General features: G+C 45.7%; 30 protein-coding genes. 8 read left to right on the top strand and 22 right to left on the bottom strand.

The window, feature by feature from the left end; genetic code table 11:
- Positions 1 to 60: 60 nt before the first annotated feature.
- From ICN22_RS04745 to lysS, 4 genes are all read left to right on the top strand, one after another.
- On the top strand, positions 61 to 1,020 hold the full coding sequence (locus ICN22_RS04745; RefSeq protein WP_255533838.1) for a hypothetical protein: 960 nt from the start codon (positions 61 to 63) through the stop codon (positions 1,018 to 1,020).
- Positions 1,017 to 2,762: a single-stranded-DNA-specific exonuclease RecJ gene (gene recJ / locus ICN22_RS04740; protein WP_216169120.1), complete on the top strand. Its 1,746-nt coding sequence runs from the start codon at positions 1,017 to 1,019 to the stop codon at positions 2,760 to 2,762. Before ICN22_RS04745 ends, recJ begins: the two co-directional genes overlap by 4 nt.
- 28 nt (positions 2,763 to 2,790) lie before the next feature.
- A protein-coding gene (gene prfB, locus ICN22_RS04735) for a peptide chain release factor 2 (RefSeq protein ID WP_215325330.1) occupies positions 2,791 to 3,895 on the top strand; the annotation gives its coding sequence in 2 pieces (ribosomal slippage) (positions 2,791 to 2,871 and positions 2,873 to 3,895; 1,104 coding nt in all).
- A 34-nt stretch (positions 3,896 to 3,929) separates the two neighbouring features.
- Positions 3,930 to 5,486 (top strand): lysine--tRNA ligase, encoded by a 1,557-nt coding sequence (gene lysS / locus ICN22_RS04730; protein WP_216169119.1) that lies wholly within the window; start codon positions 3,930 to 3,932, stop codon positions 5,484 to 5,486.
- Between the two features lie 83 nt (positions 5,487 to 5,569).
- On the opposite strand, the gene ICN22_RS04725 is transcribed toward lysS, so the two are convergent.
- From ICN22_RS04725 to ICN22_RS04715, 3 genes are read right to left on the bottom strand one after another with little or no spacing between them, the layout of a single operon-like run.
- Positions 5,570 to 6,022 carry an OsmC family protein gene (locus ICN22_RS04725; RefSeq protein WP_216169118.1) on the bottom strand — a complete coding sequence of 151 codons (453 nt, stop codon included), beginning with the start codon at positions 6,020 to 6,022 and terminating at the stop codon, positions 5,570 to 5,572.
- Between the two features lie 28 nt (positions 6,023 to 6,050).
- Complete coding sequence (locus ICN22_RS04720) at positions 6,051 to 6,536, bottom strand: methyltransferase family protein (RefSeq protein WP_216169117.1); 486 nt, start codon at positions 6,534 to 6,536, stop codon at positions 6,051 to 6,053.
- 40 nt (positions 6,537 to 6,576) lie between these two features.
- Positions 6,577 to 6,849, bottom strand: a complete 273-nt coding sequence (locus ICN22_RS04715; RefSeq protein ID WP_216169116.1) for a hypothetical protein — start codon at positions 6,847 to 6,849, stop codon at positions 6,577 to 6,579.
- Between the two features lie 149 nt (positions 6,850 to 6,998).
- Here ICN22_RS04715 and ICN22_RS04710 point away from each other — a divergent pair, with 149 nt between their 5' ends.
- On the top strand, positions 6,999 to 7,775 hold the full coding sequence (locus ICN22_RS04710; protein WP_216169115.1) for a ferredoxin--NADP reductase: 777 nt from the start codon (positions 6,999 to 7,001) through the stop codon (positions 7,773 to 7,775).
- A gap of 106 nt (positions 7,776 to 7,881) precedes the next feature.
- Positions 7,882 to 8,046, top strand: a complete 165-nt coding sequence (locus ICN22_RS04705) for a hypothetical protein (protein ID WP_216169369.1) — start codon at positions 7,882 to 7,884, stop codon at positions 8,044 to 8,046.
- A 9-nt stretch (positions 8,047 to 8,055) separates the two neighbouring features.
- Here ICN22_RS04705 and ICN22_RS04700 read toward each other — a convergent pair whose 3' ends face one another.
- From ICN22_RS04700 to ICN22_RS04680, 5 genes are read right to left on the bottom strand one after another with little or no spacing between them, the layout of a single operon-like run.
- A complete protein-coding gene (locus ICN22_RS04700; protein WP_216169114.1) occupies positions 8,056 to 9,048 on the bottom strand; it encodes a YeiH family protein in 993 nt (330 codons plus the stop codon).
- Between the two features lie 4 nt (positions 9,049 to 9,052).
- A complete protein-coding gene (locus ICN22_RS04695; RefSeq protein WP_216169113.1) occupies positions 9,053 to 9,772 on the bottom strand; it encodes a GntR family transcriptional regulator in 720 nt (239 codons plus the stop codon).
- 9 nt (positions 9,773 to 9,781) lie between these two features.
- Entirely contained in the window at positions 9,782 to 10,954 is a 1,173-nt protein-coding gene (locus ICN22_RS04690) for a UxaA family hydrolase (protein ID WP_215307912.1), read from the bottom strand.
- A gap of 42 nt (positions 10,955 to 10,996) precedes the next feature.
- Positions 10,997 to 11,278 carry an SAF domain-containing protein gene (locus ICN22_RS04685; protein ID WP_015421504.1) on the bottom strand — a complete coding sequence of 94 codons (282 nt, stop codon included), beginning with the start codon at positions 11,276 to 11,278 and terminating at the stop codon, positions 10,997 to 10,999.
- Positions 11,279 to 11,311: 33 nt separating this feature from the next.
- Positions 11,312 to 12,322, bottom strand: a complete 1,011-nt coding sequence (locus ICN22_RS04680; RefSeq protein ID WP_216169112.1) for an Ldh family oxidoreductase — start codon at positions 12,320 to 12,322, stop codon at positions 11,312 to 11,314.
- Between the two features lie 287 nt (positions 12,323 to 12,609).
- Here ICN22_RS04680 and ICN22_RS04675 point away from each other — a divergent pair, with 287 nt between their 5' ends.
- On the top strand, positions 12,610 to 13,596 hold the full coding sequence (locus ICN22_RS04675) for a Bug family tripartite tricarboxylate transporter substrate binding protein (protein WP_216169111.1): 987 nt from the start codon (positions 12,610 to 12,612) through the stop codon (positions 13,594 to 13,596).
- A 65-nt stretch (positions 13,597 to 13,661) separates the two neighbouring features.
- Here ICN22_RS04675 and ICN22_RS04670 read toward each other — a convergent pair whose 3' ends face one another.
- Genes ICN22_RS04670 through ICN22_RS04640 form a run of 7 tightly spaced genes read right to left on the bottom strand, consistent with a single transcriptional unit; the run spans position 13,662 to position 19,071 of the window.
- Complete coding sequence (locus ICN22_RS04670; RefSeq protein WP_216169110.1) at positions 13,662 to 14,405, bottom strand: sulfite exporter TauE/SafE family protein; 744 nt, start codon at positions 14,403 to 14,405, stop codon at positions 13,662 to 13,664.
- Positions 14,406 to 14,415: 10 nt separating this feature from the next.
- Positions 14,416 to 16,134: an L-aspartate oxidase gene (locus tag ICN22_RS04665; RefSeq protein ID WP_216169109.1), complete on the bottom strand. Its 1,719-nt coding sequence runs from the start codon at positions 16,132 to 16,134 to the stop codon at positions 14,416 to 14,418.
- Positions 16,131 to 16,742 (bottom strand): fumarate hydratase C-terminal domain-containing protein, encoded by a 612-nt coding sequence (locus tag ICN22_RS04660; RefSeq protein WP_216169108.1) that lies wholly within the window; start codon positions 16,740 to 16,742, stop codon positions 16,131 to 16,133. The genes ICN22_RS04665 and ICN22_RS04660 overlap by 4 nt, the downstream gene beginning before the upstream one ends.
- A 7-nt stretch (positions 16,743 to 16,749) precedes the next feature.
- A complete protein-coding gene (locus ICN22_RS04655; protein ID WP_216169107.1) occupies positions 16,750 to 17,625 on the bottom strand; it encodes a fumarate hydratase in 876 nt (291 codons plus the stop codon).
- Positions 17,626 to 17,636: 11 nt separating this feature from the next.
- Positions 17,637 to 17,996, bottom strand: coding sequence for a succinate dehydrogenase, cytochrome b556 subunit (gene sdhC / locus ICN22_RS04650; RefSeq protein ID WP_216169106.1), 360 nt, complete (start codon positions 17,994 to 17,996; stop codon positions 17,637 to 17,639).
- A complete protein-coding gene (locus ICN22_RS04645) occupies positions 17,993 to 18,343 on the bottom strand; it encodes a succinate dehydrogenase (RefSeq protein WP_216169105.1) in 351 nt (116 codons plus the stop codon). The genes sdhC and ICN22_RS04645 overlap by 4 nt, the downstream gene beginning before the upstream one ends.
- Positions 18,340 to 19,071, bottom strand: a complete 732-nt coding sequence (locus ICN22_RS04640; RefSeq protein ID WP_216169104.1) for a succinate dehydrogenase/fumarate reductase iron-sulfur subunit — start codon at positions 19,069 to 19,071, stop codon at positions 18,340 to 18,342. The genes ICN22_RS04645 and ICN22_RS04640 overlap by 4 nt, the downstream gene beginning before the upstream one ends.
- Positions 19,072 to 19,153: 82 nt before the next feature.
- Between ICN22_RS04640 and ICN22_RS04635 the strand changes: the two genes are divergently transcribed.
- The gene (locus ICN22_RS04635) at positions 19,154 to 20,053 is read left to right on the top strand and encodes a LysR family transcriptional regulator (RefSeq protein ID WP_216169103.1); all 900 of its coding nucleotides are present in this window, start codon (positions 19,154 to 19,156) and stop codon (positions 20,051 to 20,053) included.
- Between the two features lie 97 nt (positions 20,054 to 20,150).
- Here ICN22_RS04635 and fdx read toward each other — a convergent pair whose 3' ends face one another.
- The 7 genes from fdx to ICN22_RS04600 all read right to left on the bottom strand — a co-directional run bounded on the left by fdx (position 20,151) and on the right by ICN22_RS04600 (position 25,574).
- The gene (gene fdx / locus ICN22_RS04630) at positions 20,151 to 20,489 is read right to left on the bottom strand and encodes an ISC system 2Fe-2S type ferredoxin (RefSeq protein WP_215307942.1); all 339 of its coding nucleotides are present in this window, start codon (positions 20,487 to 20,489) and stop codon (positions 20,151 to 20,153) included.
- A gap of 18 nt (positions 20,490 to 20,507) precedes the next feature.
- Positions 20,508 to 22,373, bottom strand: coding sequence for a Fe-S protein assembly chaperone HscA (gene hscA, locus ICN22_RS04625; protein ID WP_216169102.1), 1,866 nt, complete (start codon positions 22,371 to 22,373; stop codon positions 20,508 to 20,510).
- Positions 22,374 to 22,391: 18 nt separating this feature from the next.
- Positions 22,392 to 22,931: a Fe-S protein assembly co-chaperone HscB gene (hscB, locus tag ICN22_RS04620; RefSeq protein ID WP_216169101.1), complete on the bottom strand. Its 540-nt coding sequence runs from the start codon at positions 22,929 to 22,931 to the stop codon at positions 22,392 to 22,394.
- Positions 22,897 to 23,220 (bottom strand): iron-sulfur cluster assembly protein IscA, encoded by a 324-nt coding sequence (iscA, locus tag ICN22_RS04615; RefSeq protein WP_046330505.1) that lies wholly within the window; start codon positions 23,218 to 23,220, stop codon positions 22,897 to 22,899. The genes hscB and iscA overlap by 35 nt, the downstream gene beginning before the upstream one ends.
- A gap of 19 nt (positions 23,221 to 23,239) precedes the next feature.
- Positions 23,240 to 23,626: a Fe-S cluster assembly scaffold IscU gene (gene iscU / locus ICN22_RS04610; protein WP_216169100.1), complete on the bottom strand. Its 387-nt coding sequence runs from the start codon at positions 23,624 to 23,626 to the stop codon at positions 23,240 to 23,242.
- Positions 23,627 to 23,701: 75 nt separating this feature from the next.
- Complete coding sequence (locus ICN22_RS04605) at positions 23,702 to 24,961, bottom strand: IscS subfamily cysteine desulfurase (protein WP_439650977.1); 1,260 nt, start codon at positions 24,959 to 24,961, stop codon at positions 23,702 to 23,704.
- A 43-nt stretch (positions 24,962 to 25,004) separates the two neighbouring features.
- A complete protein-coding gene (locus ICN22_RS04600) occupies positions 25,005 to 25,574 on the bottom strand; it encodes a Fe-S cluster assembly transcription factor (protein WP_216169099.1) in 570 nt (189 codons plus the stop codon).
- Positions 25,575 to 25,619: the final 45 nt, after the last annotated feature.

Raw genomic sequence — 25,619 nt, 5'->3', positions numbered from 1 at the left:
GTTTAGTGAATTAAACGCACAAACCGATGGATTCTGTAAATGCCACCTAAAATCAGGGGAATGACTGCCAATTTGACCTCCCATACAAGTTCTTTACGACGCTTTACCCTGATGGTGTCGGGGGAAGACGCTATTGACGCGGGATTAGAACGGGATATCCCGCCCAGCGGACTTCCGCAAGAGCGCTTTCTACTAGGTGACCGACTGCCGATTGCCCCAGTCTTACTCATGGGTCAAAGCGAGTTAGCCGTGAACCCAAATGAAGTTATTGCCTGCCTTCAGCCAGTCCACCTTCATGCTACCCGGGATCATTTAATCCTAATGGCGCAAAGTCAGATTGATCTGACAGCAAGTGAATCTGCCAACCTATTACAAGTTGCCCTCCCCTTTATCGAAGAGGATTTTAGAAACAAGGTGTTATTCCAAGGTCAGCGTGATTGGTTTATTTCGGCTGGTCCATTTACTAGCCTTGCAACGCACTCGATTGATCAAGCGCATGGTCGCAATATTGATTGGTGGATGCCGCGCGATACCAGCGAGTTTGGTGTTGCTAAGCTTTGGCGCAAACTCCAAAATGAAATTCAGATGCTCTGGCACATTGACCTAGTTAATCAGGAGCGCGATCAACGCGGATACCCAAGTATCAACTCCTTATGGATTAGCGGTATTGGCAAACTGGCCGATATTCAGACTCCTTCATTGCTTAAGAATGTAAATCAAATTTATGGAGATCATCCTCTTTTGGCCGGTTTAGCTAAATACCTGGCGATCCCCCATCAAGGTGAAATTGATTTCTCAAGGCTACAAAATGCATTTGCGTGGATTGATCATCCCGAGAGTATTTGGGATAAGCTGAGAAGAGCACTTTTGAGTAATGAGTTAGATGAAATCGAAGTGATCGATTTTCCTAAGGGTCAAACTCGCCACAGGATCTTCACAGCTAAAGACTTAAACAAAAAGTCATGGGCTTTCTGGAAAAAATCAGAGCTCTTAACTTGGCAAGAAATCATTTCTTCATGAGCCTATTCTCTCAGCGCCCCTTCTCCGATCGCACGGCTAGCTGGTTACAACAAAGTGGTCTGCACCCACTATTAGCAAGACTGTATGCAGCTCGCGGCATTAATAAGCCAGATGAACTCTCTTTAGATCTAAAGCAACTAATCTCACCAGTAGAGCTCAAGAACTGCATCAGCACTGCCGCTCTGCTGGCGGATATTTTGGAGCGTAAAGAGTCTATGCTGGTAGTAGCAGACTACGACTGTGATGGCGCTACTGCATGTGCTGTTGCTCTGCGTGGATTGAAAATGCTGGGTGGGCCAGATACCCCGATTCAGTTTTTAGTACCCAATCGCTTTACGATGGGCTACGGACTCACTCCAGAGGTGGTTGATCTTGCTGCTCAGCAAAACCCCAAACCTAAATATCTCATCACTGTTGATAACGGCATTGCTAGCGAAGCTGGGGTAGACCGAGCTCGTGAGCTAGGAATGGAAGTCATCGTGACTGACCACCACCTACCAGGTGATCGACTGCCCAAAGCCACTGCAATCGTCAATCCAAATCAACCAGGCTGTAGCTTCCCAAGCAAAGCACTTGCTGGTGTGGGTGTGATGTTCTATTTATTAGTTGCCCTAAGAGCAGAACTTCGCAGGCGTGGAAAATTTACTGCTGAGACTCAACCTAAGATTGAGGGCCTATTGGATCTCGTGGCCTTAGGTACCGTAGCGGATGTGGCACAGCTTGATCGTAATAATCGCATCTTGGTTTCCAATGGCTTAAAACGTATTCGTGCGGGAGTCTCGCAAGCCGGTATTCAGGCACTATTCCAGGCGGCTGTACGCGATCCTCGCAAGGCCAATACTTTTGACTTGGGTTTTGCTATAGGGCCTCGCTTAAACGCAGCAGGACGCCTGGCGGACATGACTTTAGGCATTCGCATATTGATTTGCGATAAGCCCGAAGAAGCCATTGAGTTAGCTTACGAACTTGATCGCATTAATCGCGAGCGGCGTGTCATTGAAGGCGGTATGCAAGAAGCTGCTCTCGCCCATCTCGCTGAGGATCAATTAGCAGGCACCATGGCTGAGCGCTCCAGCATCTGCCTTTGGAATCAACAATGGCATCAAGGCGTGGTTGGTATTGTGGCCTCACGTCTCAAAGAGCGCTTTAACCGTCCTGTCATTGTGTTTGCTCCTGCAGATGGTGCTGGTAGTGAAGAGTTGCGCGGGTCCGGAAGATCGATTAATGGCTTTCATCTTCGGGATGCCTTAGATGTAGTTTCTAAACGCGAACCTGGTTTGATTCTCAAATTTGGTGGCCATGCGATGGCGGCAGGACTATCTATTAGAAAAGCAGATTTTGAGCAATTCGATACACTCTTTCAGCAGGTTGCATCCGATCTATTGAATGACGAGTTATTAGAGCGTCGTCACATACATGATGGCGTCCTCGATCCGTCTGAATTCACAACAGAAACTGGCGACCTCCTTGCTGAAGAAATCTGGGGTCAGGGCTTTCCTCAGCCCATTTTTTATGGTGAATTTGAGATTGGTCAACAAAGCCTTATGAAAGAAAAACATCTGCGTTTGCAGCTACGCCCTATTGGAGATGGTCAACTGGCCAGCAAACCATTTACTGGGGTCTGGTTTAACCACACCCAATCCTTACCCGCTAAGGCCAAGCTGGCCTATCGCCTAGTTACCGACCGTTTTCAAGGGCAAGCACGCGTTCAACTCATGATTGAGGCACATGATGAGGCTTAGGCTGTAATAACCCCCTTATAATCAGGGGATGGAAGCCGAACAACTCAATATTATTTCAAATACTCTGTCTGATCTGCTCACTCGTGAGCAAGCACTTCGGGGGTATCTTTGACTTCGAAGTAAAGTCACGACGCCTTACTGAAGTTAACTCTATTCTGGAAGATCCCACCATTTGGGATGATCAAAAGAAAGCGCAAGCCCTCGGCAAAGAAAAGAAATTGCTCGATGGTGTCGTTGCTACCCTCACCGATTTAAATAGCAATATCACTGGCGCCCTCGAATTATTCGATATGGCTAAAGAAGAAAGTGATTTTGAAACTATTGGTGCTATCGAACAAGATGTTGAGAGCTATAGCAAGATCATTCATGATCTTGAGTTCCGCCGTATGTTCCATAACGAAATGGATTCCTGCAATTGCTTTATTGATGTTCAGGCAGGCGCTGGCGGAACAGAGGCTTGCGACTGGGCCAGCATACTTCTTCGTCAATACCTTAAATATTGCGAGCGCAAAGGCTACAAGACAGAAATCCTCGAAGAATCTGATGGCGATGTTGCCGGCATCAAGAGTGCCACCATCAAAGTGGATGGTGAATACGCTTACGGGCACCTGCGCTCAGAGACTGGTGTACACCGTTTAGTACGCAAGTCGCCCTTTGATTCCTCCAATGGTCGCCATACTTCTTTTGCCAGTATCTACGTATACCCAGAGATTGATGACTCGATTGAGATTGACGTTAATCCAGCAGATATTCGTACTGATACCTATCGCGCCTCTGGTGCGGGTGGTCAGCACATTAACAAGACCGACTCTGCCGTTCGCTTAACTCACCTTCCCACTGGCATTGTGGTGCAGTGTCAGAATGATCGAAGCCAGCACCGTAATAGAGCTGAAGCGATGACGATGCTCAAATCACGCCTATATGAGCATGAGATGCAAAAGCGTCGTGCTGAACAGGATAAGCTTGAAGCCAGTAAAACCGATGTGGGCTGGGGTCATCAAATCCGCTCCTACGTACTGGACCAGAGTCGCATCAAAGACTTGCGTACTAACGTTGAGATCTCGAATACACAAAAAGTATTAGATGGTGATCTTGATGCCTTTATTGAAGCCAGCCTGAAGCAAGGCGTTTGATTCATTACCCCCATTTCAGTTATTAATATTCCATATGAACGATCCAGTGAATTCAACTCCCAACCAAGCTGCAGCTACTGAAGCTGTAGATGAAAACCACATCATCGCTGAGCGTCGTGAGAAATTAGCCAAGCTTCGTGAAGGCGGGATCGCATTTCCGAACGACTTCGTACCGACCCACTTAGCAGTAGACCTTCATACTCACTACGACAGCCTCACTAAAGAGGAATTGGTCGCCAAAAAAGTCCATGTCAAAGTAGCTGGCCGTATGGTGCTCAAGCGGGTGATGGGTAAGGCTAGCTTTGCCACCATTCAAGATCGTAGTGGGCAGATTCAGTTCTACATTAATGATGAAATCAGCGGTACCGATATTCATGGCGCATTTAAGCACTGGGATATGGGTGACTTTATCTCCGCTGAGGGTCATTTATTCAAGACCAATAAGGGTGAGCTCTCCGTTGAATGCAGCAAGCTGCGCCTGCTGAGCAAGTCTTTACGTCCACTACCAGATAAGTTCCATGGTTTATCAGACCTAGAGACCAAGTATCGCCAACGCTATGTTGACTTGATCGTCAATCCAGAAAGTCGCAACACTTTCAGAGCGCGCAGCAATACGATTGCCTCCTTGCGTCGCCATATGCTCGACGCAGACTTCATGGAAGTGGAAACACCAATGCTGCACCCGATTCCTGGTGGCGCAACTGCTAAGCCCTTCATTACGCACCACAATGCTTTGGATATGCAGATGTTCTTGCGTATTGCACCAGAGTTGTACTTGAAGCGCCTTGTGGTTGGCGGCTTTGAGCGTGTATTTGAAATCAACCGTAACTTCCGTAACGAGGGTGTTAGCCCACGTCACAATCCAGAATTCACGATGATGGAATTCTATGCAGCCTATACGGATTACCGCTGGTTGATGGATTTTACGGAGAGCTTAATTAGTGCCGCCGCAATGGATGCACAAGGTACCGCTGTTCTGACCCACCAAGGTCGTGAACTGGATCTGAGCAAACCTTTCCAGCGCCTTACGATTACTGAAGCCATCCTGAAATACTGTGGCCAGTCAAACAAGAGTTATGAAGCTGCTCAATTGGATGACATTGAATTCATACGCGCTGAATTGAAAAAAGGTGGCGAGAATCCAGACTCTCCTACGCTCAAAAACGCCGGCATTGGCGCTCTTCAATTAGCTTTATTTGAATTGGTTGCCGAGTCACACCTATGGGAGCCAACCTACATCATCGATTACCCAATAGAGGTAAGCCCTCTTGCCCGCGAATCGGATACCCGCCCTGGCATTACCGAGCGCTTTGAATTATTCATTACCGGTCGTGAAATCGCTAATGGCTTCTCAGAGTTAAATGATGCGGAAGATCAAGCCAATCGCTTCCGTAAACAAGTAGAGCAAAAAGAAGCTGGTGATGAAGAGGCGATGTACTTTGACCATGACTTCATTCGCGCACTGGAATACGGCATGCCGCCGACTGGTGGTTGCGGTATTGGCATTGACCGCTTAGTTATGCTGCTAACTGACGTACCCAATATTCGTGATGTGATTTTGTTCCCACACTTGCGTCGCGAAGAAGAGTAAGTAGTCTGATCAGCACTGTGTAGGAATACAAAAGCCGCAGAATTAAACTTCTGCGGCTTTTTTCTTATCTACATCACAAGAAATTAAATGGCTGGATATAACTTCGTACCCTCGCTGTCAATGACGGTCACATTAACTGGAATGCCTAGGCTCACACTAGAAGATACAGTGCAAAAATCCTGAAACTGTGCCAATACACGCTCGAGGTTTTCAAGGGTATTACCTGGAACACCAATCCGAATCTCTACATGGATCGCCAGAATTCGTAAACGGTTTTCTGCATTTCTACCGATTTCGCAACTCGCTTTCGTTTCGATTGGCTCAGGATTTTGCTTAAACTTTCTTAGCGCAAAAAGGAGTGAATCAGATAAGCAATTAGCCACGCCTGCCAGCAAGAACTGAGATGGGGTTGCACCTTGAGATCCACCTAATGGTGGCGGCTCATCCCCATAAATAGGGTCGCGCTCCTCGTTGTAATAAATCGCAAAATGGTAATCAGCTTGCTGAACTAGCCTTACAGAAGGTTCGCTACTCATAAAAACTCCAATAACTTAAAACACCATATTAATAGATAGCAGGAATCAACTTTTTGACTCTACGCTGGTAGTCTCGATAATCTGGAAAACGTTCCACCAGCCAGAGCTCTTCCCGCCTTGCTTTGATGTCAAATAAGAAAAATAGGCTAATGGCATAGATCAATATATAGAGTCCAGGGAAGATGAGAAGCCAAGCAAGTGCTGCTAAGAGCACTCCAAAGTAGATCGGATGCCTCACAAATTGATATAAGCCATTCTGAATCAGAACAGCATTGTCTTTTGGGCAAGGTAGAGGGGTGAGATTTTTACCCAGATTAATGACGGCAATCACCATAATTACAGTGGCTAGCAAGCCGATGGCAATGCCACAGGATTGGAGAATCGAGGCAATTGATTCTGAGCTAACTAGAGGAGAACCTTGAGGGCCGAATAAGATCAAGCCAATCAGAATTCCCTGAACCACCACATACCATGCGCCCCTCTCAAAGATCGATTGATGTGGCAATGAAGTCATAGTGTGGCCTTGTTAAGATAAGACCACAGTCTAGCTTGATTTAGAAGTTTAGAGCTTTATTAAAGTGCTCATCAACGCTAGCCTCGTCTTGGGTCAACACATGTTGTGCAATCAAGAAAACGCCTGAAATGAAACTCAGGCAAACCAGCACTCCGAAAGCATGATATTGATTTAGGCCACTCTGATTCAGGGCATCAAGATAAAGAGCACTTTCTAAGGCTAGGTGGGTGGATAAGCTCAGTAGAGCCAAACCCAAAAATATCTGGATGATGGTTAAAAATATGGGGTTTTGAACTTTGGGCTTAGCGGACATAGGATTCTCTCGATTAGGCATAAAAGAATAATAGGGGGCAAGCCGGCATAAGTAAAAGACTGCCTTTTTATATGCTAAATACTTTTTTATCTATAGAACCATCCCTAGAATGAGGATAATTAGAATTTACACCTTAACAATTCGCATTTATGGCTGCCTACAACACTGAAACCGTCCTTACCGTTCATCACTGGAACGACACCCTTTTTAGCTTCACAACCACTAGAAACAAAGGTTTACGCTTCCGTAGCGGCCATTTTTTGATGATTGGCTTGGAAGTCGAAGGTAAGCCATTGGTTCGCGCCTACAGTGTGGCGAGCCCGAATTATGAAGAGCATTTAGAGTTTTTAAGTATCAAGGTTCAAGATGGCCCCCTCACCTCCCGTCTTCAGAAGATTCAGATTGGCGACCCTATTTTGGTGAGCGAAAAATCTGTTGGCACGCTAGTTATTGATGACTTAAATCCAGGCAAGCATCTTTACCTTTTTAGTACCGGCACTGGGTTAGCCCCTTTCATGAGCATTATTCGTGATCCGGATACTTATGAGAAGTTTGAGAAAGTAATTTTGATCCATGGTGTTCGCTTGGTAAGTGAACTGGCTTATGGTGATTACATTAAATATGAGCTCACTCAAGACGAATACATTGGTGAAATCATTCGCGAGAAATTAATCTACTACCCAACAGTAACGCGCGAGGCTTTTAAGCACACTGGTCGCTTAACTACTGCGATTGAATCAGGTCAACTATTTAAAGATATTGGCTTACCCCCATTAGATCCAGCAGTCGATCGCGCCATGATCTGCGGTAGCCCATCTATGCTAAAAGAAACTGCTGAGATGCTCGATTCCAAAGGCTTCAAGGTATCTCCTAGCCTTGGTCAATTAGGTGACTACGTATTCGAACGCGCATTCGTAGAAAAGTAAATAAGCTATATACCCAAAAGTAATTTAGTTATCGCTATATGTTTCTTGTGGATATGTAAACAACTTAGTAAATTAGTTCTCAGAAGAAATTTACCAAGGAATTGAGATGTCACCCGTACGAGAGCACTACAACCCAATCATTACGCAGTTATTGCGGGAACATGACAGCTTGCCGCATGAGAATGTGGCTGAACGAAAAAACTTCCAACGCAGAATTCTGTTCTTGATGACTACTATCAAGATGGAAGAGTTTGAGGATTCTTACGCTTAAAAATCTTCCTTACAAAGAACTGCTAATGAAGATTAATCCGATTGCAGCAATAAATACAGTCTCAACAACCAACATAACTACTGGCTGCCAACCCAACTTTGCCAACTCCTGAAAGTTTGTTTTCAGACCAGCCGCGCCAATAGCAATCACCAGCATCCAGCGGGATATTTCACCAATAGATTGGGTAACGGGGCTTGGTAAAATCTGCATAGATGCAACGACTGATAGCGCCACAAATCCCAGCAAGAATGTCGGTATCAGACGTAGGCTGCCCCAACCTAGACGCTGAGATGATTTTTTAGCACCAAAGAAAATAGAGATAAATAAAACGACAGGTAACAAAAGAGCGACTCGGAAAAGCTTCACGACAGTTGCTACATCACCCGCCTCAGAGCCAAACAACATACCCGCAGCAACTACCTGCGCCACATCATGAATGGTGGCTCCGAGAAAGATGCCTGCAGGTAAGGCAGTAATATTGAGCAACTGTAATGCGAAGGGATACACCACCATGGCAATAGTGGAGAGGACAGTTACCCCAATCACTACAAGCAGAGTAAATCGCTCATTCTCTTTTGTTTTTGGCAGAACTGAAGCAACCGCTAAAGCTGCTGAAGCTCCGCAAATACCAACGGATCCTCCCGCAATCAATCCAAAATCTGAGGACAGCTTTAAGAGTTTAGCTAGGAAAAATCCCAGGGCTACCGTAGCAGCAACTGCAAAGATCACCATTAATCCGGTATTCAAACCAATTGCGCCAATATCAGCAAATGTAATCCGAATACCCAGAAATGCAACACCCAAACGCAGAACCGTTTTGGCGCAAAAATCAATTCCTGGCTTTACTGCCTCATTGAGATATAAAAAATGGAGTGATAAACCAATCAGTAATGCGTATAACAACTGTGGGCCACCATAGTTCTCAGAAAGAAAACTGGTAGACATGGCAATGACCAAGCAAACCAACAGCCCTGGAATATTCTTCCGAATGGTAGTCAACATCAAACTAAGCCACTAACTCACTGAAATACTCATGTTGGGAAGTATTTAAAGTGGAGACACGCCACTCTAGAGGCTCATCCTGAATGCCCAGTGCCACCCTTCTGATAATTAGCACAGGAGACTCTGGATTTAATCCAAGCCATTCAGCATGCTGCTTCCCCGCTAGGCCAGCACGCAAACGCTCGCTACTCCGCACAACAGTTTGGCCATATTCTATTTGATACATCTGATAAATGCTGCCCTTGCGCTCAATAAAGTCTGCTCGGCTTAAATTTTTAAACCTTTGTTTATCTAGCGTGATCTGATCGATCATGACGCACTGCCCTTCCAATGATAGGCGATTGGTAATTCTCCAAACGGGTGCACCCTCTTTTATCTCCAGCTTACTTGCCTCTTCTTTATTGGCAGTAGCGCTATTTAAGGAGACTAGCTCAACTTTAGGGTAAACCTTCTTTTCAGCATCGTGTTTAACAATGTGGAAAAAATAATATAGAAGTCTTTTGAGATCATGCTCAACAACATAGGTGCCCCTGCCTTGGCGTCGGACTACAATACCTTCCGCAACCAACTCGTCCACCGCTTTGCGCAGGGTACCTATAGATACATCTAACTCTTTTGATAAATCCTTTTCGGCAGGCAATGCCTGCCCCATAGGATATCGACCCCTAACCAAATCCTCGGTGATCTTTTGCTTGACTTCCTCGTAAGCGGTCAGGTTTCTCATGCTGCAGTCTTATGCTGATTCGTATAAACGAGTCAATACAAACTCACGGTGACCAAGAATTTCAGAAGCAGTCAATTCACCATCAGCTGTACGCTTCAAGCAATCCAACAACTTATCTCCCGCCTGATCCATATTCTCCTCGCGACGCAATAAGCCAGACACATCAACGTCGATATGCTCACCCATAGTACGAACAGTCTTTGGGTTAGCACAAATCTTAATCACCGGAAGAATTGCATTGCCGATCACATTACCCTGACCTGTTGGGAAGAAGTGAGCAGTAAAGCCGGCAGCTGCGCATAAGGTCACCATTTCAGCCGCAGCTGATGATGAGTCCATGAAATGCAGTCCAGGAATCTTTGGCTCTTCACCCTTATCCAGCACGCTATCCACAATACATTTCTTACCAATTTTCTGGATATTACCCAAAGCCTTCTCTTCAATTGTTGTTAATCCACCTGCAATATTGCCTTTGGTTGGCTGAGAGTCAGAGAGATCACTCGTCTTATGACGCTCAATCACATCCTGGTAGCGATCAAACATCTCGCGGAACTTTTTCTTAACTTCAGGAGTGCGGCAACGCGCTTCAACCAAATGTTCGCCACCAGTTAACTCGGTAGTTTCACCAAACACCATGGTTGAGCCAATGGCATACAACTTATCAAAAGCATCGCCTACGGTTGGGTTTGCACCACATCCAGAAGTAGTATCGGATTCGCCGCATTTGGTAGAAACCCATAACTCAGATAATGGAGCGGAAACACGTTTTTGCTTAGATGCATGCTTCATCATGTTGTAGGCGGCTTTACTAGCGGAAGCAATGGTTGCTGTGTCGCCATTACCTTCAATCCAGAATCCCTCAACTGGCTTGCCTGATGCCTTGATACCATCAACGATAATTTTTGTCCACTGCGGCTCAATACCGATAACCACTACAGCGGCTACGTTTGGATTGGAGCCTGTACCGATTAAGGTGCGAAAGTGTAAATCCAAGTCAGCTCCGAACTGTAAACGACCATAGGAGTGAGGGATTGCCATCGTTCCCTTGATGTTGTTTGCAACTGCTTCACAGGCAGCATTGGATAAGTCATCCAAAGGCAAAATCAATACGTGATTACGAATACCCATGCGGCCGTTTTCACGGCGATAACCTAAAAAGGTCGCGTCTTTCAAATTAGTCATTTTTTATATCTCTCTCAATGAGTAGGTAGGTAAGGTGCCGGATTACCAGCGCTTAGTTTTTACGTTTTGGACGTGAAGGTGCTCGCCCTTTTTGATTGGGGCTACTACCTTGCCAATATCAACGCCGTATTTCATGACCGTGTCACCTGGTTTGAAATCGTTCAATGAAATTTTGTGTCCAATCGGAATATCACTTTCAGACTTGATATTCAGAGTAAGGTCGCCATCCATAACCCAACCAATTAAGTCAGTTCCAGCCTTGACACCCTCGACTACTACTACACCTACGCCATCTGCTGGCTCATGCACGACAAAGTGGATCATTACTATCTCCTCAATAATCTCGTTTATAAAAAACTACTCAGTCCATGACTGGCGGATGCCAGTCTGAATTTCTTCCACAACCACATCTGAAACTGTGACGCCATTACTAAATCCTGTAGCACGCTGCTGAAAGCGGCGCTGTCCAGGAAGACGAGTACCAGCATCGGCACTTAAGACATTGATAAAGTCTTGGATGCGATTGGCAAAAATAGATGCGCCCGCTAAACCAGGATCAATAGTCAATATCAGTTGACCAATACGCGGGCGATTGCCTTTAGGGTCAAAAAAGGAATCCGCTTCATATGAAAAGCGGCTACCTGAGAGCCCAACTACTAGCAATTCAACGATGAGGGCAAGTAAAGCTCCTTTATCGCCACCCAAAGGCAGCATTAAGCCCTTTAATCCCTCTTGCGGATCAGTAGTTGGCTTGCCATCGATGGTCAAAGCCCACCCTTCCGGAATCGCTTGACCATTTTTTGCCGCAACTAAGAGTTTTCCGCGAGCTACTGCAGAAAGTGACATATCTATAACTAAAGGGTCGCCGCTGCCGGTAGGAAAAGCTGCAGCCAGTGGATTGGTTCCAAAGATTGCTTTTGTACCACCAACCATAGGCATCGCAGCTGGAGTATTTCCAAATAGCAAGGAGACATAGCCTGCTCGTGCTGCAGCCTCAACATAATGCCCCGCGACACCAAAATGATGGCTATTGGTAACCGCAACTAAACCAAGACCATTTTTAGAGGCTAGATTCACTGACAGATCAGTTGCAAATCGAAGTGCAGGAAAAGCCAGGCCATCACGTGCATCAACCAAAGCGGCTGCCGATTTAAATAGCCGAACCCTTAACTTAGGATCAAGCTCAATTCGGCCATTTTTTGCATGTGCAGCATATTGGGGAACTCTTGCCAAACCATGTGAGGCTAAACCATCTAACTCAGCTAGCGCCAGAAACTGCGCAGTCTCATAAGCCGCCTTTGAAGTGATCCCAGCGGCCTGAAGGCCTGAATTTGCCAGTGCAAGAATCTCTGAATAGCTTAGGTTCATGCATGCTCCACACGAATGAAGTCGCCTAAATACAGGGTTTTCAGGGCTTGACTAGATCTAGCTTTAGGGATCAAAATAGATAACATATCTGAATCATATAGATGATTTAGATATCTTGCAATACCCAATTCTTAGTGCAGCGCAGAGAGTGTCTTGAAATGCTGCAGGATTGATGGGGGAGACAGCAACAATGAATAAGCATATAACTATTAAATAGCAGTTGAGTATATTTTTTTCATAGTGAAGTAGCTAAGATATAAAGATCAAATTACCACTGGAGGTCATCGATGTTTGAGAATAAAAAATATAAATTCAGTAGACGTTTAGTTTTACTTGCAGGAGCGCTTACCCTTGCATTGCCTCAATTAGCAATAGCGCAATCCTGGCCAACAAAGCCGATTAAATTAATTATTCCTTTTGCAGCCGGTGGCACTACCGATATTCTTGGTCGACTCTTAGCTCAGCAATTAACAAAAGATCTGGGACAGAACGTCATCGTTGAAAATAAAGGTGGCGCCGGTGGTAATATCGCCGCTGAATTTGTAGCCCAATCACCCGCAGATGGCTACACCATCATGCTTGCCTCTGGAAGTATGCTTACCGTAAATCCTAGTTTGTATAAAAAATTGCCAGTTAATTACAGCAAAGATTTTGTGAACATTACCAATGTTGCTAGCGGACCAATGCTGCTATCTGTTAGCAACAAAATTCCAGTCAAGAATTTAAATGAATTTATTACCTATGCAAAAACTAAAGATCTCAATTTTGGATCTGCGGGTATTGGTAGCCAAGTTCATATGGCTGCTGAAAACTTAACCTACTCTGCCAACATTCCGGCGACCCATGTACCTTATAAGGGTGAGTCTGCTGCCATCAATGACTTAGTGTCAGGACAAATAGACTTTATGGTTGGCAACCTCACTGCCGCAACAGGTTTTGCAAAAGGTGGTCAGATTAAGCCGATTGCCGTTACTAGCTCTAAACGCGTCAAACAACTTCCCGATGTTCCAACAGTTGCCGAAAGTGGCATCCCTGGATTTGAGAGCACTGGTTGGTTTGGCTTGGTCGCACCGGCCAATACTCCTAAGGTCATTACAGACAAAATCTATGATGCTACTGTTAAGGCAGTGAAGTCAGATGCTATGCAAAAAAGCTTAGAACTGAATGGCTTAAGCCCGGTGGTGAATTCTCAGAAAGACTTTGATGCTCAGATTAAAGCAGAGCTTGCTAACTGGGAGAAAGTCATTAAGGGTCGTAATATTAGCGCCCAGTAATGATTGCTGGCGAGGTATAAAAAGCGAGGATTTATCCTCGCTTTTTCTTTTCCAATAAATTATTTTTATGTAATCTGCCTAATTAATAACATCGAACCAGCAAACACCAATATTGACCCATAGGCGATACGCATGGAGGCATTGCTCAGCCTAGTATGAACATTGGTGCCTGCCCAAATTCCCAAGAAAGTCACAGGCAATAAGCAAACTGCAAGGCCGATTACCTCCCAACTCAAGATGAGTCCCGTCACCAGCATTAAGGTGAGTCGCAAAAATGTCAGCATAAAAATAGCGAATGCCATCGTTGCGCGAAGTACCTTGGGATTATTAATTCTTAAACCGAGATAAGAGACGTATACCGGCCCGCCAGTCGCAAAAAGAGCTGTAAATACACCGCCAAAGAATCCAAATGGCATTGCCCACCATTTATTAATTGGATCTCGAGACTCGACATTTCGCTGTACTAAAAGACGGATACCGTTAATGGCTGCAAATGTCCCAAGAATTAGCAGCAAGGGTTCGCTTGGCGCCTTTATCAATAAAAAGATACCCAAGACCATGCCGATTAAGCTAAAAGGAAATAGCCATTTCAACTCTTGGATATTCGCATCGCTGGAGGACTTTCTGCCGATATACAGTGAAGCACAGATATCAATAATGACCATCATGGGAACTACAACCTTGAGGGGGTATATCTGGACCAGCAAAGGGACGGCTACTATTGACGAGCCGAATCCAGAAACCCCAAAGATGAAGAATCCACAAAGAACTATTAAAGCTGCTAGCGCAAATGAGGCTGGCTCGATCAATTCAAAAATATTAAGCCTCTACCAAAATAGTCTCGCCCGGCTTGACCATCGTAAATTGAACGGGTCTATTTTCAATTTCTAAACCTCGAGATTGCAGATGGACTGCCGTGAAATAAGAATCCTCCAAAGATCCTGCATCAGGAAAATCCTCGCGATAGTGCGCCCCTCTGGAGTTTTCACGAGAAAGAGCAGCCTCTGTGACGGACTTACTCACCAAAATGAGATTGTTTAGATTCATCCAATCCTGCCATGTAACACTGTACTGCCTTTGGATATCACCCACTCCCATTTGGTCTAACTGCTGACCTAACTGATCTAACTTAGTACGGGCACGCAATAAACTGTCTTTAGTTCTAGATATACCTACGTCATCCCACATGCACTCTGCAAGAGCATCTCGAATCGATTCAATATCGCCTGCCGGCCTCTCTAATGGAGCCTCATGCGCCTTGATGCTAGCAAGCACCTCTTCCATATTGCACTCTTGCAAATTCTGAGATACAACCCACTTCGCCATCTCCTCACCAGCAATACCCCCAAATACAGTGGAGTTAGCCACACCATTTCCACCTAAACGATTGGCACCATGAACTCCTCCGGTATCTTCACCTGCAGCAAATAAGCCTGGCAATTCTGTGCTGCAGTCCGCCTTGAAGATTAATCCACCCATCATGTAATGCGCAGTTGGAACAACCTCTACTAGATCTCCTGCCAAATCAAAGCCGCTGTCTGCACATCGCTCGACCATGCCTTTAAATAGCTTGCGCACATTATCAGGGCCAAGGTGACTCATCTGGATATAGACGCCGCCATTAGGAGTTGCTCTACCGGCTCTTATTTCAGAATTAATAGAGCGAGAAACAATATCTCGAGTAGCGCGTTCATTGCGTGGATCATAGTTACCCATGAAGCGCTCTTTATTGCCATTCAAGAGATAGCCGCCAGCGCCACGTAAACCCTCCTCTAAAACTGTACCTGTCATACGTGTGTCTGAGCCAGCGAGAAGTCCAGTAGGATGAAATTGCACCATCTCCATGTCACGCAAAGTCAGGCCTGCACGAAGCGCCATGGCTAAGCCATCACAACTCTTATCACCCGAAGGCGTGTGGTACTTGTACATAGTGGGTCCGCCACCTGTAGCCAACAGAACCGCTTTAGCTCGCACTAGGGTGAACTGACCAGTCGTCATATTGAGCATCAATACGCCAGCAAGCGACTTTCCATTAGCGCTATGAATTAACTCAACCGCCCTATGCTCCTCAAGACGATGAATTCCTCTAGCCCATACCTGCTCAGCCAGTCGACTGATAATTTCAATTCCGGTTAAATCGCCTTTGTGGACTGTGCGGTCAAAAGTTTGCCCAGCGAACGCTTTTTGATGAACCGTGCCATCTGGATTGCGATCAAAGAAACAGCCAAGCTCATTCTCAAGCTCACGAATGCGTTCAACCGCCTTGTTTACCAATGTCCAAGCTAACTCTTGGTCCGATAGCCATTTGCCACCTTCGATTGTGTCCATGAAATGACGTTCAACAGAGTCGCCCTCTGCCAGCGCCACGTTATAACCACCCTGCACCATGCGAGTACAGCCGCATTTGCCCAGCAAGCCCTTTACGGCAATGGTGATGTGTAGATTGGGGTTAGTTTGGTGTGCGTGCAGAGCGGCAAAAAGTCCTGCACCACCAGAACCAAGAATAAGAATGTCTGTCTCAAGTGTGGCGATATTCATAAGGAAATTCCTAAGCTCTTTAATACGGCCTCTTTATTACGTGCAACATCACTTTTCACTTCTTGATAAATGCTGCCGCCATGACTATCCATTGCCACTAGCAAGGGGCCAAAGTCTTTGATCTTGAAACGCCAGAGGGACTCTGGGTTGAGATCATCCATATCCACATCTTCAATCTGCTCAATCCATGTTGTCTCTAACGCTGCTGTACCGCCAATAATTGCTAGGTACACGCCGCCAATTTCCTGAAAGGCTGCTGCAGAGTCATCGCGCATACCGCCCTTACCTACAATCATTCGAACGCCATTTTCAGTCATCAATGGACGAGTAAAACGCTCCATACGATCTGAGGTGGTGGTGCCAATGCAGATTGGCTGATACCCGGCTGGGAATTCTTCACTCACCGCTACCTTGCGTACATTAGGAGCCGTATGAATCACTGCATGGCCATTCAGATCAAAGCGAGTTTTTCGACCCTTATCAAACATATGAATTTGCGTAGCATCCCGAATACCAAATAAGGTGCTTTGCAGGGTCACTGTGTCATTAATGCGCAGCTTACGAATATCTGATTCGCTAACAGGAGTTGGAAGCTTGTAATGAGCCATCTTTTTCCTAGAATCCGTAAGTCACACCATCAGGCGTGAAGGTTGCCCGCGCTCTACGAGCTGAGTGGCACTGCATATTGACGGCTACTGGATTTAAAGTGATATGAGTATGAGCGAGCTCCACATGAACAGCAAATGCTGTGCCGTCACCGCCCAAACCTTGGGGACCGATACCTAATTTGTTCACGGCAGCAGTTAATTCTTGCTCTAACTTGGCACCTTCTTCATCGCTGCATACGCTACCCAATGCCCTTGTAGCAGCGCGCTTAGCCATCGTGACACATTGCTCAGAGGTGCCGCCGATGCCAACACCAACAATCGTTGGTGGGCAAGTCTTGCCTCCCGCAGACACAACGCTCTCAATCACAAAGGCTTTAACGCCATTAATTCCATCAGCAGGAATGGCCATCTTCAAAAAAGAATTGTTTTCTGAACCGCTTCCTTTGGGAACCATCTCGATTTCAATCATCTCATCATCATCACAAAAATCGATGCTGATTGCAGGCATATCAATACCGCAGGATGTGTGATTGTTCTTGCGTGTGATCGGATGCACTACAGAGGATCTCAATGGGTATTCAGTAGTTGCACGCTCGCAACCTTTACGAATCGCCGCCTTGAGCTCCATGCCATCTAGCTGGACATTACGGCCAATTTTGACCTTGTAGATAGGTAAACCAGTATCTTGGCAAAGTAGATTGTCTTCGCGCTCTGCAACAGCAATATTGGTGATCATCGTTTTGAGGACCACCTGTGCACGTGCATCTGATTCGCCCTGATTTAAGCGCTCAATACCAGCCTTAACATCGTCTGGAAGCACCTTTAAGGCGCGAATATAGAGCTCCTTGCAAGCCTCTTCAACTACTTTCATTTGCAACTGCATAAATTACCCAATCAATCTGCCAAATACAAAAATAGAAGGCCGCAAGCAATGCCAAACAAAACAGCTACTTGAGTCCAAGCCTTACGTAATCCGCGCCATGGACCAAACTCAATCATGATGAGTCGAATTCCACCTACTAAATGGATCGCTAGCAAAATAACCAGCGCCCACTCACCGAATTTAAAAACCCAAAAGTCTGTTAAGCCCAAATAGCGCTCAAACTCGCTAGCGCCTCGCAATGACTGAGAGAGCATTAAGAAATGTAAGGGGATGAAGCAAGCCAACAGTAATCCAGAAAAGCGATGGCATGCATATGCAAAGTAAGAGAGATGAGACTTAGCACGTAGATCGAGCTTTGGCCTTGGGCTCATAACGTACCTCCGGTATAGACACCAATTACTGCAGTGGTTCCCAGAATGAGTATGAGAAATGCAAGTAAAGAAGATAGGGTCTTAGAAATGAATCCTTTAGAAAACGTTTCTTCAAGAATATTCGCCAAGCCAATCGGCGCATGTACAAAGCAGGCTAAAACAAAAATCTCATAAAAAATAGCAAAAGCAATATTGCCTTGAGTACGTCCCAGAATCTCTTCAGCAGTTAAGCCACCGCGTATTGCATAGAAAATAATGACGAGGTGGATGCTGACGCAGAGACCTAAAACCATAGCGCTGATTCTTTGGGCATACCAGAGTTTTGCCTGAAGTACAGCTTGACTCATAACTTGCCCCACTTGCTTCCTCGCACAGCGGCTCTTGCTACTAACTTTTTTAACCCAGCAATACTGGCTGTAGGTTCAAGCTTCTTAGGGCAACGCTCCGTACAGGATCCTTGTGTATGACACGCGTGGCAACCTTCATCGCCAGCAACGGCACGTAGACGATCTAATTGCTGCACATCACGCACATCATTCGTTAAGGTCCAAGCACGATTTAGAGCAGCTGGCCCGAGATAGTTGGGACGACTCTGAACAACCTCACAAGAGGAATAGCAAACTCCACAACCAATACATTCAATTCCGGCATTAGCTAATTGACGTTCAGGTGACTGCGGCTCAACTCTTGCAAAATCATCATGACGGGTTTTATCTCCCTTGAAAAAACCAACCGCACCCTTCCACTTATCAAAGAACTCTCGCATATCGGTAGCAAGGTCTTTAATGACTGGCAGATTATTCAGAGGGGCAATCTCTAGAGAATCCCCCTCAAGAATTTGGGAAACGTGAGTTCGACAGGTCCAGCGAGCAACCCCGTTGACTGTCATGGCGCAAGAGCCACACATACCCACCCGACAAGCGAATCGGTAGCTAAGAGTTGGATCCAACTTACGCTGAATAAAGGTAACAACATCCAGTACCGTTTGATTTGGATTGCGAGGCACCAAATACTCAACAAACTCACCCTCTTGAGCACCGCGCCAAACTTTGACTTTGAGATCTGTATTAGACATGGACTCATTATATCGATAGATAGTAAAAAATAAATCGAATATAATTTTCTTTGAGATAAATAAATACTTTATATTAAATTCCATGTCCAGCATAAAAGTACTCAAGAATTTTTTAGCCATTTCTCGCCATAAGAGCGTGGCAGCTGCTGCACGCGAAATAGGCCTTACCGCTGCTGCCGCAGGACAACAATTGCAGCAACTAGAGGCAGATATTGGAGTGGAGCTATTTGATAGAACCAAACGCTCTATGACCCTCAATCACCATGGCAGATCCTTGGTTGAGCCCATTCAAGAAATCATCGCTCGCTACGAGGCCCTGGGATCCGACTTTAAATCTGAACTCAGTGGCACCATTGTTCTAGGGGCACTGGTCTCAACCTTAATGGGCGCCTTTGGAAATACCTTAAATGAGCTCAAGCAGAACTACCCAGAACTTGAAATTAAACTTATTGCTGGTCTTTCTAGTAACTTTCTAGAGCAAGTAATCGAAGGCAGCCTGGATGCAGCAATAGTGACTGAGTCACCCTATACCTTACCCCAAAATGTTCAGTGGACGGAACTGTATACAGAGCCCATGATTGTGATCCACCCAGCAAGCAAAAATAAAAAGGGATTTACACCAAAAGAGTTGGCCGCTCAATTTCCATTTATCCGTTTTGAGCGAAACACATGGACTGGCCACCTCGTAGATCAAACCATTCGGGCAAATAAATTAAATATTAAAGAAGGTATGGAGCTCAATTCAGTAGAGGCGATCATTGAACTTGTAAGACAGGGTCTTGGATATTCGATTATTCCCAAGCTTGCCAACGTCTCTTGGGAAAACGACCGTCAACTGAAGATATCTGAATTGCCTGGAAAAACAATTTATCGCAAAGTTGGCTTACTAGAAAAACGCAAACACTCTCGTGAAAATATCACCCAAGAAATTAAGAAATACTTCTTAGATGAGGTTATTTCTAAAAGAAAAACCACCCCTTAGGGTGGTTTGAAAAAAAATCTATGGAGATAAACCTAAGAATGAACAAAAAGTTTATCGCAGTCAATTGAAAGTCTGGGGTGTAATACCAAGCCAGCAATCAGTGATTTTCTTTAGCGTGATTAATAGAGTACTTCGGGATCTCAATAACTAAGTCTTGGCGCGCCACAATAGCCTGGCAAGATAAGCGAGACTGAGGATTAAGTCCCCATGCACGATCTAACAAATCTTCTTCATTTTCATCGGGCTCATTCAGGCTCTGATAACCCTCTTTCACAATCACGTGACAGGTAGTGCAAGCGCAGACCATATCGCAGGCATGCTCAATTGGAATATGGTTTTCTAGCAAGGCTTCGCAAACGGAGGTGCCTGGAGTCACTTCAAGTACAGCGCCTTCAGGGCAATACTCGCTATGAGGGAGAACAACGATCTGAGTCATTTGGGTAATTTTCTTTTCTTAAATTTCTGCCACATTCTTACCAGCCAATGCCCTCTTAATGCTGGCATTCATACGCTTTTGAGCAAACTCGTCGGTAGCCTTGGCAGCATGATCGACTGCTTTTCTGAGAATGGCGCTATCAGTTTCTTCTGTAAGTATCTTTTGCAAGACGGCCATTTCTTGATCAACCTCAGCCTGTTCTTGAGAGTCCAATAATTCACGATCAGCATCTAAAGCGGTTTGCACGGCATCCAATAAACGTTGTGCATTTACCTGTTCTTCACGCAGAGATCTGGATAGCAGATCTACTTTGGCCGAAGCAAAGCCATCTTGCAGCATGCGGGCAATCTCGGCATCCGTCAAACCATATGATGGCTTAATATCAATTGAGGCTTGCACACCCGAGCCCTGCTCCATAGCACCTACAGAGAGCAATCCATCCGCATCTACTTGATAGGTCACCCGAATACGGGCAGCACCAGCAGCCATTGGTGGGATGCCACGCAATTCAAACTTACCTAAAGAGCGACAGTCTTGTGCCAACTCTCTCTCGCCCTGCACTACCTGAATCGCTAAAGCAGTTTGGCCATCTTTGAAGGTCGTGAAATCCTGAGCGCGCGCTACCGGAATGGGTGTATTGCGAGGAATGATTTTTTCCACCAAGCCGCCCATGGTTTCAATACCGAGAGACAGTGGAATGACATCTAATAAGAGCCACTCATCATCCTTACTTTGATTACCAGCAAGCAAGTCTGCCTGCATTGCAGCGCCTAAGGCAACAACCTGATCTGGATTGAGATTGTTTAAGGGTTTAGTACCGAAAAGTTCGCCAACCGCACGTTGCACATGAGGCATGCGAGTTGCGCCACCAACCATGACAACGCCTTTGACTTCATCCGCCTTAAGGCCTGCATCACGCAAAGCCTTCTTCACGGCAACTAAGGTCTTGTTGATTAAGTTTTGTGTGATTTCAAAAAACTGGGCTTGGCTAACGCCCACATTAATCGCAGTGCCATCTGCAAGGGTTTCATGAACGCGTGCTAACGGGTTGTGACTTAACTGCTCTTTAACGTGTTTACAAGAGAGTAAGAGCTTACGGTGATCCTGAATCGACAATGGTGGAAGCTTAGCCTGCTCAATCACCCAGCAATAGAGGCGATGGTCAAAATCATCGCCACCTAAAGCAGAGTCACCACCAGTAGAGAGCACTTCAAATACACCCCTACTCATTTTCAAAATAGAGATGTCAAAGGTACCGCCACCCAAATCGTAAACCGCGTAGATTCCCTCGGAGGCATTATCTAGACCATAAGCAATTGCAGCGGCAGTAGGCTCGTTGAGCAAACGCAAGACTTCAATACCAGCTAACTTCGCAGCATCTTTAGTTGCTTGACGTTGAGCATCATCAAAATAAGCGGGCACAGTAATCACTGCACCAACGATGTCGTCATTTACCGAGTCTTCCGCCAACTGGCGCAAGCGTGCCAAAATTTCTGCTGAAACTTCAATGGGGCTCTTGTCACCTGCCACTGTTTTGATCTTCAACATCCCAGGCTCATCGACGAAGTCGTAGGGAGTGCTTTCGATATTCTCCATATCCACAATACCCCGACCCATGAAACGCTTCACGGAGACAATTGTATTTTTAGGATCAGAGACAATACTTTCAGCAGCCTCGAAGCCCGCTTGGGTTCTGCCATTTGGGAGATAACGCACCACTGAAGGATGCAATTCGCGCCCTTCTGAATCAGGGAGAACCTTAGGTAAAGCATCCCGAACAATAGCAACCAAGGAGTTAGTGGTACCTAAATCAATACCTACCGCAATCCGACGCTGATGCGGAGCAAGTGATTTACCAGGTTCGGAGATTTGTAATAAGGCCATGGGGTCTAGAGTGTAAAGCTATACCAAAGCTGAGATGGCATCATCTAGCTCTAGCGCAAACTTATCAATAAAAAGCAGACCCCTGAGTAACTCCGCTGCGCGCTCATAGTTCTTAGCGCCATCGATAGCCTGTGTAATTTCTACCAAGACATCTCGTTTAGCTTGATCAACCTCTTCAGCTAAAGCCTCTAAAGCACCGAGATCCTCATCTTGGTCTTCGAGACTTTCACGCCATTCCATTTGCTTCATCAGAAAAGCAGCTGGCATGGCTGTATTAGTCTCGAGACGCGCATCCACTTTGTGGAGTTGGCAAAGATAGAGTCCACGCTGAATGGGATTTTTCAAAGTCTGAAGCGCAGTGTTTGCTAAGGTAGCCATTTGCATGGCTAGTCTCTGCTCGGTATCGCTACCGCGAGCATGGCGATCAGGATGTACCTCTTTTTGGATCGCCAAATAGGCTTGATCCAATGCAGACAAATCCAGGTTGAATTGTTGCTCTAAGCCAAAGAAACGAAAGTAATTGTCAGACGCGGAAGGATTCACCACAACCACACTCATCTTTTACATTCGGGTTTTGGAACTTAAAGCCTTCGTTCAAACCTTCACGTACAAAGTCTAATTCAGTGCCATCTAAATAGGCCAAGCTCTTAGGGTCAATAAAGATGGTGATGCCATTAGATTCAAATTTCGCATCTTCAGGGGCAGCCTCATCCACATATTCCAGTTGATAGGCTAAGCCCGAGCAACCAGTAGTACGAACACCCAAACGTAAGCCGCAACCTTTTCCGCGCTTATCTAAATTGCGCTGAACATGTTTTGCTGCTTTGTCGGTTAAGGTAATTGCCATGATGAGAGCCTCTTTATCCTTACAGGACCGGATGCTTTTCTTTGTAATCGGCCACAGCTGCCTTGATGGCATCTTCAGCCAAGATAGAGCAGTGGATTTTTACTGGTGGCAAAGCTAACTCTGCAGCAATCAAGGAGTTCTTAATCTCTAGAGCCTGGTCTAAGGTTTTGCCTTTAACCCACTCAGTAACTAATGAGGAAGATGCAATCGCAGAACCACAACCGTAGGTCTTGAACTTGGCATCTTCAATCACGCCCTGATCGTTTACACGAATCTGCAACTTCATCACGTCACCACACGCAGGTGCGCCGACCATACCAGTACCTACTTGGTCATCGCCTTTTTCAAAAGAACCCACATTGCGGGGATTTTCATAATGATCAATTACTTTATCGCTATATGCCATGGTATTTTCTCGCTATCTCTTTTGTCTTTTATCTTTTATCTTGCTTCAATATATTCAATGCTTATTCAATACTTTTTAGTGCGCTGCCCACTGGATGGTGCTGAGATCAATACCATCCTTAAACATTTCCCACAAAGGTGAAAGTTCGCGTAACTTTGCAATCTTCTCTTTAACTAATTTGATCGTGAAATCTACTTCTTCTTCAGTAGTAAAGCGTCCCAAGGTAAAACGAATAGAGCTATGTGCCAATTCATCATTACGACCAAGAGCGCGTAATACATAAGAAGGCTCTAAGGATGCTGAAGTACATGCAGAGCCAGAGGAAATGGCTAGATCTTTCAAGGCCATTAACATCGACTCACCCTCAACATAGTTAAAGCTGATGTTGAGGTTATGGGGAACACGGTGGTCCATATCCCCGTTAACGTAAACCTCTTCAATATCCTTCAAACCATTGAGCAAGCGATCGCGCAAAGAACGAATACGGGCATTGCCCGAAGCCATCTCAAGGCGTGCGATGCGGAAAGCTTCGCCTAGACCAACGATTTGATGAACAGCTAATGTGCCTGAACGCATACCGCGCTCATGACCGCCACCATGAATCTGCGCCTCAATACGAATACGGGGCTTACGACGCACAAACAAGGCACCGATACCCTTAGGACCATAGGACTTGTGAGCAGAAAAGCTCATTAAATCTACTTTAGTTTTCTCTAAATCAATTTCAACTTTGCCAGTAGCTTGTGCTGCATCAACGTGAAAAATTACACCACGTGAGCGACATAACTCTCCAATACCTGGAATATCTTGGATCACGCCAATCTCATTGTTAACGTACATCACTGACAACAAAATAGTGCCTGGCTTCATTGCTGCTTCTAGCTGAGCAAAATCAATCAAGCCATTTGGCAGGACATCTAGGTAGGTCACTTCAAAACCTTCGCGCTCGAGCTCACGACAAGTATCTAAAGTAGCCTTGTGCTCTGTTTTCACGGTAATGATGTGCTTGCCACGGTCTTTATAAAAATGCGCTGCACCCTTGAGTGCCAAATTAATACTTTCAGTTGCGCCACTGGTAAACACAATCTCTCTTGGGTCAGCATGCACTAACTGGGCTACTTCTGAACGCGCCCACTCAACAGCTTCCTCTGCAGCCCAACCGTAGGCATGACTACGAGATGCGGCATTACCAAACTGCTCACGCAAGTACGGCAACATCTTGTCCACCACGCGCGGATCAATCGGAGTAGTGGCCGAATAGTCCATATAAACCGGAAAATGCTTAGGACTAAACATCGGTATTGACTGTTGGGGAATGTCTTGTGGTGCGTTCATTTTTTGCTTATCGATTAATAGGTAAAGAGATTGATCTCTTGGACTAACTTTGCCGAGCTAGATTAAAAACGGAATTCACGAGAGGACGCTTCGGAGCATCTTCTTTCTTTGCTGCAACTGCTGGTGCTGACTTTTCAGCCTTAACACTGTCAGCCTTAATTTTCTTGGGTCGCAAATCATGCAATACGATCCCACGTCCAGATTGCTGGTGCACCAAGTCTCGTAATGACACAGAACTCAGGTACTCCACCATCTTGGTGTTCAGATTCGACCAAAGATCATGCGTCATGCAATGGCCTTGGGTTTCTTCGTCGGTATGACAGTTGCCTTTACCGCCACATTGGGTTGCGTCTAATGGCTCATCTACGGCTACGATGATGTCAGCCACGCTAATTTCCTCAGATTTACGGGCTAGGGTGTAACCACCACCAGGACCGCGAGTACTTTCAACGATGTTGAAACGGCGTAGCTTGCCAAACAGTTGCTCTAAATAAGAGAGGGAAATCTTCTGTCTTTGGCTAATTCCGGCCAAAGTTACAGGCCCGTGCGTCTCACGCAGGGCTAAATCGATCATTGCGGTTACTGCAAAACGGCCTTTAGTTGTAAGTCTCATATGTCACCTTGGTAATGGATTGTTATGGACAGCTAACAGTCGGGC

This window comes from Polynucleobacter bastaniensis (genome assembly GCF_018882205.1).
Taxonomy (GTDB): Bacteria; Pseudomonadota; Gammaproteobacteria; order Burkholderiales; family Burkholderiaceae; genus Polynucleobacter; species Polynucleobacter bastaniensis.
This window is presented reverse-complemented; position numbering and strand designations above follow the sequence as displayed.